Origin of the sequence: Veillonella sp. 3310 (assembly GCF_003999875.1) — a bacterium.
Classification (GTDB): domain Bacteria; phylum Bacillota; class Negativicutes; order Veillonellales; family Veillonellaceae; genus F0422.
Genome location: NZ_RQVJ01000001.1, coordinates 551,653 through 564,061 on the forward strand (window position 1 = coordinate 551,653; position 12,409 = coordinate 564,061).

Sequence of the window (12,409 nt, forward strand, 5' to 3'; positions counted from 1 at the left end):
ATAACTTTATTTCTTATACGCTTCATAAATTTCTGTCTTAATTGTATGGATTCCACAGCAAATTTTCTTCAAGTTTGCTCATTTTATGTCATGGAGTACATATTTTTCATAAAAATAGTCGTTTTGTGGCATGAGTTGCAAATTCTTAACAGAAATAGCAATTTTATGTCATGGAGTGCAAACTTTTAATACCATTTTCTACTACAGAATTTTTTTATACCAGTACAATCTATGACATAAATCTGTATACTTTCATATTATGAATTCTTAAGTTTCTATAAGCCTACTATATACACAACAAAGGAAAGCCCCCCCTACTGAGGCTTTCCTTTGTAACTTTCACTAGCACATTTTACTAGTACCCATTCTTTTATCTGTATTGTTTCATCTGTCTAGGCTTTATCAGCAGCCGCATAGATTTTTTGTACCCCTCTATTAGATAAGTAACAAGAGAACATACAAAGAACTACGCCCACTAATAATGTGTAGAAGCCCATGTCCCAGCCCCAATGGTCTACAACAAAACCAAAGAGTGTTGTTCCTAAGGAACTACCCACAAGGTAACTCATAAATCCACGCAAGCCTACAGCAGATCCTAAAGCAAATGTTGGAATGACTTCCATCGCTTGTACTGGAATCATAGATTGTGGAATATAAATCAAACATCCAGTGATACAAGCAAATACAGTGGCCCATAAAATACTATCAGAATTCATATATCCAATGACGCAAGCAAAGATGACCACTAAGCAATAGATTGGTAATTGCATGATGCGTCCTTTGAAGTATTTATCTACCAAATAGCCTGCCAAGATCGTAGATGGAATGGCAGCCCATTCAAATAACATATAGGCTACACTCATCTCTGTTTTAGTAAATCCTTTTACTTTCAGTAAGTATAAAGGAATCCAAGTAATCATACCAAAGCGGACCATGTATACGAATACGTCGATCAACACCAAATACCAAGAGTTTGGGTTTTTAAATACAAAGTTATAGAACACTTGGAATGCATTCATATTCTCTGGTTTACCCGCTGCCATTTTAGCAGATTTTTGTCCTGCTGCTTCCTCTTGGAATACTTCCTCTACCGTTGGTAACCCTTCTTCTGTTGGACGTTTACGAACAAAATACAAGACTAATAGCACACAAATTGCAGCTAATATTGCTGGTACTGCGAATGTACCGAGGCGCCAATGCTCTGTTCCTAAATAGCCAATGGCTACACCCACGATAGGTGCTACAATGCCACCACCTAAGTTGTGGGACATATTCCAAATTGTACTAGCACGACCACGTTGTGATCTAGGGAACCAATACCCAACTGTAATAATTGACGGTCCTACGCCCATTCCTTGGAATAAACCTAATAAAATAACGAGTCCGATAAATAAGGAATAATGTGTAGTAAATCCCATCAATACATTCAAGATTACACATAAAGTCAACCCGATAGCCATAAAATACTTCGGATTTGCTTTATCTGCCAACACAGACATAAATCCTTTGCTAAGTCCGTATGTAATCAACAAACAGCTAGACAATAACCCTAATTGCGTTTTACTTAAATCTAGTTCACCAGATAAATAAGGCAACGCTAAATTAAAGTTACTGCGCACTAAGTAGTAAGCTGCATATCCAATCCATACACCAATTAGAGAATTCATTTGCAAGCGTAAAAAACGACTTTTTACCTCTTGACTAACTTGTTCCATTCTAATGCCTCCTTTACAATGTACACCATGGCATAGTATATACCTTTTTTAGATGATAGGCTAGTAGTTTATTTCTGAAAGAAGCTTATCTCTTCTTAGGAAAACCTATATATCTTTCTTATACGAATACACAAAAGCACCATACATTTCTTGTCTAAATATATTAAGAATCATATGGTGCTAAGTACTTCGTCTATACTAATGCATAGATATATCTATTTAATTTTATAATGCAAAGCGATAGGTTCTCGTTGCATAGGCTCGGACTGGTCGTCCATTACGTGTAGCTGGTACAAAGGTCCATTGATACGCCACGCGCATCACAGCTTGTTCAAATTCAGGTTGTCCGCTGCCTCCAATAATATCTACAGAGCTAACTGAACCATCTTTTTCTACTACCAATTGAACAACCACAGTGCCTGTTTTACCTTGGCGGAGCATTTTAGGAGGGTACGGTGCTTCTACATCACTGACTAAAGATAAACTACCAGCATCGACAATCACTCCATCATCGTTGCCGTCTACCCCGTTACCATCTCCAGTGCCTTTGCCGTCGCCATCTCCGTCGCCATCTCCGTTACCATCACCATTTCCATCGCTAGGTCCCGTACCTTCTCCACCGCCTCCAGGATTTCCTGAAAGTGCTGATGGCGGTGCGACAATCGCTACCTGTTTAGGTGCTTCCGCTTTCACTTGTTCTAAAATTGCTTCTGCATCGGCTAAATTCGTAATCGGCGGTGGAATTTCACGTTTTTCAGTATGGGGTGCTGTAATCGCTGGTCCTGCACTCGGTTGCCCTGCACTACCTTTGTCCTCATGAACCAACTGCACCTCTACAATTTCATCCGATTCTGGTGTCGGTGTTTGGATATGACCCAATACGCCTAGAAGTACTACAAGACCTATATTTGTCAGTCCGGATATCACTGCGGGTATACGCCATCGTCTATCCATAGTACCTCCTTATTTACTATCTGTCGCAATGGATACTTTAACAATACCCATTTGTTTCAATGTGTCTAAGACAGTAACAAATGCGCCATATTCAGCTTTCACATCACCACGCAAGATAACGACCATGTCATCGCCCTTCGCTTTTTCAGCTTGCAAGTAGCGAATCATTTGGTCAAGCGTCACCGGTTGTGCTTCCACATAAATTTGTCCATTGCTAGTTACAGTAATTGGAATTTTACGTTGCAAGTCCACTTTCGACGCCACCGCTTGCGGTAACTGAATTGGCACAGATTTTTGTACGACCATTGTCAACATACTCATCATGAAAAATACCAATAAAAAGAAGATGATATCAATCATTGGAATAATCATGAGTTTCGGTTTAGACGTAGTCCGTAAGGATCTAAGCCGCATGGTTGTCACCTGCCAATTCCGCCATATACATAGCACTTGCATCTTCGATTTGGCTAATCAAAATATCTTGTTGTTGCACTAAGTATGTATGTAAAATTAAAGCAATAATTGCCACGATCAAGCCTGTAGCTGTGGCGATCAAAGCTTCCCCTACGCCGCCAGTGATGGCAAATGGTTGTCCTTCAGAAATGGATAATACACTGAAAGACCCAATCATACCTGTTACTGTACCCAACAAACCCAACAAAGGAGCCATTGTTACGATAGATTCAATATAGTTCAAATATTGACGTAACTTAGCAGATTCACTAATGGCTGCTGCTTCCAACAATTTTTCTTGTTGTTCTTTATTATTGCCACCACGAGCTGCTTCTGCAATGACATGTGTTGCCATCCCTTTGCTTGTTTCTTTTAAGGCTTGTAAGCCCTTCCAATTGCTTTGTTGTACTAGTGGAATAATCTTTTCACGCAATGCATTTACATCATCTAACATAGAGCGATAGAAACGCAACCGTTCTACGAAAATAATCACCGCAATAAAAGAACAGAGTAACAATGGATACATTACATATCCACCCTTAATAAATAATTCAAATAATTCCATGTGATACCTCCTTATACATAAATACTTATTTCACTGTTTCCGTAAAAATAATATGAATAGAATCTTCTGTCGGACCTTCTACGATGCGACTATGTACACCATATAGATTTTGAATAAACTCTGGTGTCAACAACTCTTTTGGCGTCCCTGTGCCAACCACTCGTCCTTTTTCCAAGGCTACTAAACGATGACAGAATTGGGATGCCAAGTTTAAATCATGAACAGCCATCAATACAGTTACACCCGCATCACGAACGATTTCCAACATTTCCAATTGGTACTTGATATCCAAATGATTCGTTGGTTCATCCAAAATCAAACATGGGCTTTCTTGTGTTAAGGCTCTGGCCAAAATCACACGCTGTTGCTCTCCCCCTGAAAGGCTCAAGAAACTACGTGTTTCCATATGATCCATGCCTACCTGTGCTAAAGCCCGTCTAGCTATAGTATAGTCCCCCGGCGTATCTCCTTCAAGTAATTTTTTATGAGGCATACGCCCCATAAGTACAATATCCATCACTGAAAAGTCAAATTGGTATTGATTATGTTGTGCCACTACCGCCATTTGCAAAGCACTTTCACGAAATGAAAGTTCATCTAAGGCGCGGCCATTCAACATAATTTGTCCTGCATTAGGATGCAATGTACGATAGATACATTTTAACAACGTACTTTTACCACTACCATTAGGACCAATTAGACCTACAATTTCACGGTCTTGCACTTTTAAATCTATACCTTGTAAGATTTGCGTTTGTCCAATGCCAAAGGCAACTTGTTCTGCTTGTAAATTCATTAATTACCTCCGAACGCATAGGTTTGCTTAATCATTAAGTATACAAAAGCTGGCGCACCGATCACAGAAATTAAAATACCAATCGGTAATTCCGTATGAGGAATAATCGTTCTACTGAGTGTATCTGCCACCACAAGTAATAAAGCGCCTCCCAAGGCAGAGATAGGAATTAAACCTTTATGATTTGTTCCCAACGCTTGTCGTACAATGTGCGGAATAAGCAACCCTACGAATCCTATAATCCCTGCTGCATACACGGCAAAACCTATCATAATCGAACTCATCACAAGGTATAATTGGCGATATCTGTGTAAATCTATCCCTAATGTGATAGCCACCTCATCACCCAGTAACATCAAGTTCAAAATGCGTGTTTGGGACCAGAAGAATACAATTGGTACTAGAATAACAAGTAGCATAATGCCAATCAAATCCCAATTAGCCCCTGCCAGACTACCCATCATCCAGAAGATTACGTTTTGAATCCCTTCTTTATCGTTTGCAAAGTATACAATAATACTCGTAAAGGCACTGCAAACGGCGCTCAAGGCCATCCCGGCTAACAACAATTTAATTGCATTAGCACGTCCACCCATATTAGCAATAATAAGCACACCAAAGGATATAACCATAGCCCCTATGAAAGCCATAATACCTACGTATTCTTCACCAAAGGCAATGCCCACACCCATTAAAATGGCTACTGTAGCGCCTGTAGATGCACCTGATGAAATACCTAGAATATATGGATCTGCCAATGGGTTTTTAACAATGGCTTGCATAATAACACCACTGACAGCAAGTCCCGCACCTACTAGAGCCGCTAAGACAACCCGTGGCATACGCAACATCCATACAATATCATTCAAAGCCCCTTGTCGTGGATCCTCAATCGTGATTGTATCTACAAATTTTGATGCCACCACTTGCCACAATGTATTTGCTGGAATATGAACAGTTCCTAAAAATAAAGACCATGCCATTCCCGCAATCAATAGGGCTATGAGTATAATTCCCACACCCACCACTGTAAGCGTATGTGTTCGATTACTCATGAATACCTCCTGTAAAATTAGGATACAATCCGTGAATCATAAGATTCAATCCATCATGGATTCGTGTACCTGCGCTATACACCATAAATAGGGGAACCCCATGTACTCGATGATTACGTATGGCATCTACGTGTTGTAGTGTAGGATTCTTATATAGATTGTCTATGAGTTCATCTTGCCGTTCATAATCCTCTTCTACTAGCACTAAAAAGATAACTGATGGATTTAAATGAATCAACTCTTCTGCATTGATTGTTTGTCCTGCCTCAGAAATAAGATGTCCTCCTATTTCTTCCAGCATATTTCCTGCTAATGTTTCCTTATCATACACACGATACTGGCGTCCCGAATTCTCTAATATTAAAACCGTATCTTTTGTGCTCTGCGCTTCTCCATAGACTCTTGCCTCTGCCACTGCCCGTTTAGTTCGATTCACCAGCGCCTGCGCCCGTTCTTGTCTATTGACAATCGCGCCTAGATCAAGAATATATTGATATTCTCCCTCTACTGTTCTCTTAGATTTTTTATAGGATGCTCTTGAAATATAGCTATCAATCCCACGTTGTGCCCAGAAATCTGTACTCTTCCAGTTATTCTTCTGAAAGGTAGAATACCAGCCTACAAGCAAATCTGGCTCCCATAATAAGGTAGTTTCTACATCTGGAATTTCCATGCTTTTATAAGGAATCTTTTCGTAAGCATCACGATATTCTTCTGCTATATATTTGCTATCTGGCACTCCTATAGCTGCAATCATACGATCACCTACACCTAAAGCAAGCAACGTTTCTACCGAACTTTGCCAAACGCCCATGATGCGACGTGGTTCCCCTTCATAGGTAATCTCTTGATCCGTACCTTTGCTCGTTAATTGATTTACCGTACGAGGTCCTACTTCCTGGGAAACAACAGTACTTTCCACATAGTCAGGCATAGGAATAAATTCTTCCATACCATGTAGATGTGCGCTGTATAATCCTAATATGATAGCTAACATACATCCAGTTATATATAACTTTCTCATTTATTCACCTAAACGAAAGAGCTACCAAGGTAGCTCTTTCATGAATCATTATTAGAATTTGTATTTAGCACCAATCATAGCTTGACGAGCTGGCATTGCAGAACTACCTGGGCCATATACGGCATAGCTAGTAGTTTCGTATGCTTCGTTCGTTAAGTTTGTCACTGCAACGTATGTTGTTAAATCTTTAGTAACCTCATAGTTTAAATTCCAATCTACTACTACAAAGCGTTTCGATGTAAAGGCTTCTATATTAGAGCCTGTGTAATAGTTTACTAACAATCCAGAAGATACTTTACCCGCATCATAATTTACATTGAGTGTATAATGATTCGCTGGACGCAATTTGTTAATACCTGTGTTAATATCACCAGAGTTATTATAGTTCCATGCTGGATTTACTACATAACCTGGTTTTGCAGACCATTTATCTTTTAAATGACTGTATGCCACACCAACAGTCCAGTTTTTATTAATCTTATGATCTACTGTAAGATTAAAAGATGTTTTCTTTTGATTTGCATTCACAGGAACACTTTCAAACCCCCTCGGAGTTCTTATTTCAAAGCTAGCAATAGCATTTGTCATGTCAGTAAGACTATAGTTTACACCTACAGTGGTTTTCTTGTTAAATATTTTTTGATAGCCTACTGTATATACATTTCCTTTTTCATCCTTTAAGTTTGTTTTTGTTCCATCATAGGCTGAAACATAATCACCACTACGTAATGGACGAAGAACTTTTGTCCAACCAGCATACACTGTGCTACCATCATGCAGTTGGTATTGTAGATTTAAGGAAGGTGTCACTACATGTGGATCGCCACCTAACGATTTTCCCGTTTCTGTTGTGTAATCACTATATTTAGCAAATCGTACAGCTGGTGTCACATCAAAATTATCATTTACATGAATTTTATCTTGTACATAACCATATAAAGAATTACGTTTTACAGATGTTTTTCTTTTCCGTACTTGATCTACATAATCATTTTGATCTTTATCGTAGGAAACATTCATGATGATATCATGTTTACCTATAGAACGTGCCAGTTGTAATTGAATCCCACGCTTTCTTTCATCATAATAATGTCTTGGATCTTGTGCTTTTCCACCCGTTTTAGCTACCCATTCTTCCAAGGCTGCTTTACTACCGCCAGGGAATGGGGCTAAATTTTTTTCAATCCATGCATCTAATAAAGCTCCATCTTTAGCCCCATCTGGGAAATCCTTTGTAAATTGATCTCCCGTTAAATTGAATGCCTTATTACTCATTCCATCATCATGTAATACCCAAGCATATTTATCACTACTTAAATATTGATGACTTTGATGATAGAAACGAACAAAGCTTTCCATGTCAGATTGACGATCGAAAGTGTATTTTACATCCACATCATTATTTTTATATTTACTATATGAATTGTAACCAAATCCATCTAGGGCAAATAAATTATGGTAGGCAGGATTTCCTTTTTCATTTTGCACAACTTTATATTTATTTTCGTACTCATAGTCCCCTGAATACTCTTCATTTAAGACTAACTTGCCATCTTCATCCCGTTCACCAACAGCTGCTTTAAATATAATTCGATTCCAATCTTTTTGATTCCAATACTTTTGATTTGGTGTAGTAATCGGATATCCATCCTTACCTTGTTGATGATTAATAGATACAGTTAAACGTTCTGTATCACTAAAATCTTTATCAAGTCGTACATTAGCGCTTCGCTCATCAAAACGAGAGCCACCCAATATTCCAATATCTCCGGTATGTCCATCACGATATTTTGTATCACCAGACATCACACGGTGTAGTCCGACAAAGTAATGTAAAGAGTTGTCATTTCCTGCACTACCAGAATAAGAGAAATCATAGTTATGTTTTCCCCAAGAACCAGTGGAAAGGTCTATAGAGCCTTGACTTATAGCCTCACCTTTTCGTGTGATAATATTGATAACACCACCAGTAGCATCAGAACCATATACAGAGGCTCCTGGACCTTTAATTACTTCGATTTTATCTACTGCATTAATATCGATAACTTGGTCAAGATTTACTCCTGTAGACTTACTACCTGACTCACTGCTACTTGCAATACGAGTACTTGTAGAGTTATCTACACGGCGACCATCCACCATAATAATGACACGAGTGTCTCCATTAATAGAAATACCATTATTGAAAAACTGGAACCCATATTCCCCTCCACGGTATCCTGGGTTTTGGAATGTAATACCTGGAATACGTTTGATCGCTTCTGTTAAATCAGCGTAATGACGTTTTTCAATTTCATCACGAGTGATAACTTTTACGTCACCACCTGTACGATAGTAAGATTGTTCTGTTACAGTGTTACCAAATTGATCTTTAGAACGATCACCTTTCACTACCTTTGTATCTAATTGATAGTTGTCTAAATGCTCATCAAATGCCGCGTGTACACCGCTAAATGTAGTCAATGCTACACAGGCTAACAGAGCTGCAGAAATGCGCTTATTTGTTATTTTCATGAATATACCTCCAAAAAATTTCGTACGCCCATACGAATTGATAAATTTATATTACCTTTACTACATAGTAAAGCACTGTTTATAATTATACTTCATGATATCTTTATTTTTCAATACGCTTATCAAATATAACTAAATTTCATATTAGATTTTTCTATATTCTATATTAGATTTTTCTATATTCTATATTATATTTTTGGTGCATATTAGATGTATTGGTATCTTTTTAACGTCTTATTTATACCCCATATAATGATTTCTCATAGAATATGTATGCAATCTGTGGTACTATGATAACTGAATACACTAAAGGAGGTATCTATGCAACAAACTAACAAAAAAGGTCTTATCACCGCTTTAAGTTGCTATTTTATTTGGGGACTTTTACCCATATACTGGGGACTTCTCCACCATATATCAGCCTATAGCGTACTTGCACACCGTATTATATGGTCTGCACTCTTTATGTCCTTTGTGGCTATTGGACTTAATTACCAACAATTTAAGAAAGACTGCATACATTTAAAACAAAATATATCTCAATTGGGTTTATTGATTCTGGCCTCTATTTTCGTATCTAGTAATTGGGGATTATACATTTGGGCCATCTCCAACAATCGTGTGATGGATACTAGTTTTGGATATTATATTAATCCGCTCCTTAATGTAGTCTTAGGGGTACTTGTTTTCAAAGAAAAGCTAACATTTCCACAGTGGTGTAGTGTAGGTTTAGCTACCATCGGCATTATCTTCATTTCTCTACAAATGGGAAGTACCCCTGACTTAGCCCTAGCCATTGCCTTAACCTTTGGTCTCTATGGTCTTGTAAAGAAAAAACTGTTGATTCATCCTTTTACAAGTATTGCCTTTGAAGCTTGGCTCGTAGCGCCCCTAGCACTAGCATACACAACGTACATCGACGCTAGCTCTTGGACAGCGTTTCAAAACGATTCCTATACAGCTGCATTATTCGTGATTTCTGGTCTAACCACATCGGCACCTCTCGTTCTATTCACCTATGGTGCACGATTGTTGCCGCTCAATCTATTAGGATTCCTACAATACCTATCCCCTACCATCGCTTTACTTATCGCCATCTTCTATTTCGGTGAAAGCTTCGATACCAATAAAATGATTTCTTTTTCTTTCATTTGGGTTGCCCTTGGAATCTATACAGCCTCCAATTACACTAAATAAACACAAAATAGCCTATGCATTCATCGCATAGGCTATTTTAGTATATTTTTATCATTCTTCATCTTTTTTTATGTAATACTACAATATTTCCTAAATTTTCATATACCTTCAGAGCATCCTCAAATTCTATAACTTTTACATAACCATATTGTTCCTATGATTTGTCCCAATCCTTACAAAACTTTTTCAATTCTGTATCCCTAGCAACTGAAAATTATTTTTATTTACTGTATACTAAAGGCATCAAAGGGAGCGACTCCTATGAGAGAACGCTCCATATACTTTATCATGCTAGACCCATGGTATCTTCACTTGTAAGAATGTCTGCATTCTTTCAGCGGCTTTCAGTCAAAAAAGTATCTGCAAATGATGATACCATAACAATGATTAAACTAATAGTAAACACAGAAAGGATACGCACATGGATACAATGAAACAGGCCCTTGGTCTTACAGGCAACGACAGAATGGAAGTTATGATCGACATTAAAGATCGCTTTCTCGGTGGCACCTTAGATTTAGAAACGGCTCGTACATTATTGAAAGAAAAAATCGGCACTTGTACGCCTGATGAATTTGCCTATGGTGAACAACAATTAAAAGGTTCTTACACTGACGAAGAAATCACCCATCGTATGGATGACTTGTTAGAATTATTCGATGGTATTTTAATCCGTGCGAACAATGAATATCCCGAACATCATCCATTAACAGTGTACCTAAATGAAATCAACGCAATGGAACAACAGTTAACGGAAATGGAAACTTTGTTACAAGCACCTCACTTCATCCTCAATCCTTGGCTTGGCGTATATGATGCCCTCACTACTTGGCGCATCCATTTAGCTCGCAAACAAAATCAATTATATCCTGTTTTAGAACGATACGGTTTTGACCGCCCTACGAAAATCATGTGGACTTTCGACGACGCCGTTCGTGATGCTATCTCTGAAAGCAAACAACTCCTAGAGTCTGGGCAAGAGTCCGAATTTTTAGCGAAACAAGCGGATGTCATCGATATTATCCGTGACCTTAACAACAAAGAAAAAGAAGTACTGATTCCAACAGCATGGAAGTTATTACAAGACAGTGACTTCATCACTATGAGCCAAGGTGATCATGAAATTGGATTTGCTTTCATCGCCCCTCCTCCATTTTATAAAGGCCGCCCTGATGCGGAACCTAAGAACCTTGGAGAGGTGTCTGCCAATGCAGGTCATGTAACACCACAACATAATCATGCTGATGTGGGAAATCATGAAAACACACCATTAGGTATTACTGGTAACTCTACTGCTCTTTTACAAGAGTTAGCACAATTAGTAGGCAAATATGGTATCAATGGAAGCCCTGAACAAACACATGACCTAGCTGTTGGCGCTTTAACAATTGAGCAAATTAAATTAATCTTTAAATTCTTACCAGTAGACATTACCTTTGTGGATGAAAACGATTTGGTTCGTTTCTACAATGATACGAAGCACCGCATCTTCCCTCGTAGTTCTAATATTATCGGTCGTGTGGTACAAAACTGTCATCCAAAGAAAAGCTTACCATTGGTACAAGAAATTATCGATTCTTTCAAAGCTGGCAGACAAGATTACGCTGAAATGTGGATTAACAAGCCTGACCTATTCATCCATATCGAATACATCGCTGTGCGTAACGAAGAAGGCCAATTTAAGGGTATCTTGGAAATGGTCCAAGATTGCACACATATTCGTAGCTTAAGTGGCTCCCGTAAAGAATTGATTTGGGAAGGTTCTAATTCTGCTTACCATGCAGTGGATCATATCGACTACAAACATGTACGCAAAGAAGACGCTCCATCTAGTACAGCTGAACAAGGTACAGTGCAAGATAGCACACCACAATCTACTATCTATGAAAATGACCTAGGATTAACTGGTGACACAAAACTATTCCCTCTATTCGATACCATTCCAGGTCTGAAAGATCATATGATTCATATTCACCCTAACTATAAAATGCTAAATTCTCCACTAGCTAAATTAATGAAACACAAAGCTACTTTATCTATGGTGGCAGAACGTGGCGAGATGTCATTAGAGGCATTAATCCAAGCGATCTTAGCTTTCAAACATAAGAATTAATACTATCTATTCGAGGACTATCA

10 protein-coding genes are annotated in these 12,409 nt (G+C 38.4%); 2 read left to right on the plus strand and 8 right to left on the minus strand.

The window, feature by feature from the left end; translation table 11 throughout:
* Nucleotides 1-392: 392 nt before the first annotated feature.
* The 8 genes from EO127_RS02695 to EO127_RS02730 form a co-directional block, all read right to left on the minus strand.
* A complete protein-coding gene (locus tag EO127_RS02695) occupies nucleotides 393-1,715 on the minus strand; it encodes an MFS transporter (protein WP_127069032.1) in 1,323 nt (440 codons plus the stop codon).
* Between the two features lie 225 nt (nucleotides 1,716-1,940).
* On the minus strand, nucleotides 1,941-2,669 hold the full coding sequence (locus tag EO127_RS02700; RefSeq protein ID WP_127447905.1) for an energy transducer TonB: 729 nt from the start codon (nucleotides 2,667-2,669) through the stop codon (nucleotides 1,941-1,943).
* A gap of 9 nt (nucleotides 2,670-2,678) precedes the next feature.
* A complete protein-coding gene (locus tag EO127_RS02705; protein ID WP_127447906.1) occupies nucleotides 2,679-3,083 on the minus strand; it encodes a biopolymer transporter ExbD in 405 nt (134 codons plus the stop codon).
* Nucleotides 3,073-3,687 (minus strand): MotA/TolQ/ExbB proton channel family protein, encoded by a 615-nt coding sequence (locus EO127_RS02710; protein ID WP_062403273.1) that lies wholly within the window; start codon nucleotides 3,685-3,687, stop codon nucleotides 3,073-3,075. The genes EO127_RS02705 and EO127_RS02710 overlap by 11 nt, the downstream gene beginning before the upstream one ends.
* A 25-nt stretch (nucleotides 3,688-3,712) precedes the next feature.
* A complete protein-coding gene (locus EO127_RS02715) occupies nucleotides 3,713-4,483 on the minus strand; it encodes an ABC transporter ATP-binding protein (protein WP_127447907.1) in 771 nt (256 codons plus the stop codon).
* A complete protein-coding gene (locus EO127_RS02720; RefSeq protein ID WP_127447908.1) occupies nucleotides 4,483-5,538 on the minus strand; it encodes an iron ABC transporter permease in 1,056 nt (351 codons plus the stop codon). The genes EO127_RS02715 and EO127_RS02720 overlap by 1 nt, the downstream gene beginning before the upstream one ends.
* Entirely contained in the window at nucleotides 5,531-6,562 is a 1,032-nt protein-coding gene (locus EO127_RS02725) for an ABC transporter substrate-binding protein (RefSeq protein WP_127447909.1), read from the minus strand. Before EO127_RS02725 ends, EO127_RS02720 begins: the two co-directional genes overlap by 8 nt.
* A 51-nt stretch (nucleotides 6,563-6,613) precedes the next feature.
* Complete coding sequence (locus tag EO127_RS02730) at nucleotides 6,614-9,076, minus strand: TonB-dependent receptor (protein WP_206169246.1); 2,463 nt, start codon at nucleotides 9,074-9,076, stop codon at nucleotides 6,614-6,616.
* Nucleotides 9,077-9,397: 321 nt separating this feature from the next.
* Here EO127_RS02730 and rarD point away from each other — a divergent pair, with 321 nt between their 5' ends.
* On the plus strand, nucleotides 9,398-10,273 hold the full coding sequence (gene rarD / locus EO127_RS02735; RefSeq protein ID WP_127447910.1) for an EamA family transporter RarD: 876 nt from the start codon (nucleotides 9,398-9,400) through the stop codon (nucleotides 10,271-10,273).
* 421 nt (nucleotides 10,274-10,694) lie between these two features.
* Nucleotides 10,695-12,386: a DUF438 domain-containing protein gene (locus EO127_RS02740; protein WP_127447911.1), complete on the plus strand. Its 1,692-nt coding sequence runs from the start codon at nucleotides 10,695-10,697 to the stop codon at nucleotides 12,384-12,386.
* Nucleotides 12,387-12,409: the final 23 nt, after the last annotated feature.

Bases quoted from the DNA above. Each gene is read 5' to 3' on its own strand.
- EO127_RS02695 (WP_127069032.1), bottom strand. From the start codon at position 1,715: ATGGAACAAGTTAGTCAAGAGGTAAAAAGTCGTTTTTTACGCTTGCAA.
- EO127_RS02700 (WP_127447905.1), bottom strand. From the start codon at position 2,669: ATGGATAGACGATGGCGTATACCCGCAGTGATATCCGGACTGACAAAT.
- EO127_RS02705 (WP_127447906.1), bottom strand. From the start codon at position 3,083: ATGCGGCTTAGATCCTTACGGACTACGTCTAAACCGAAACTCATGATT.
- EO127_RS02710 (WP_062403273.1), bottom strand. From the start codon at position 3,687: ATGGAATTATTTGAATTATTTATTAAGGGTGGATATGTAATGTATCCA.
- EO127_RS02715 (WP_127447907.1), bottom strand. From the start codon at position 4,483: ATGAATTTACAAGCAGAACAAGTTGCCTTTGGCATTGGACAAACGCAA.
- EO127_RS02720 (WP_127447908.1), bottom strand. From the start codon at position 5,538: ATGAGTAATCGAACACATACGCTTACAGTGGTGGGTGTGGGAATTATA.
- EO127_RS02725 (WP_127447909.1), bottom strand. From the start codon at position 6,562: ATGAGAAAGTTATATATAACTGGATGTATGTTAGCTATCATATTAGGA.
- EO127_RS02730 (WP_206169246.1), bottom strand. From the start codon at position 9,076: ATGAAAATAACAAATAAGCGCATTTCTGCAGCTCTGTTAGCCTGTGTA.
- rarD (WP_127447910.1), top strand. From the start codon at position 9,398: ATGCAACAAACTAACAAAAAAGGTCTTATCACCGCTTTAAGTTGCTAT.
- EO127_RS02740 (WP_127447911.1), top strand. From the start codon at position 10,695: ATGGATACAATGAAACAGGCCCTTGGTCTTACAGGCAACGACAGAATG.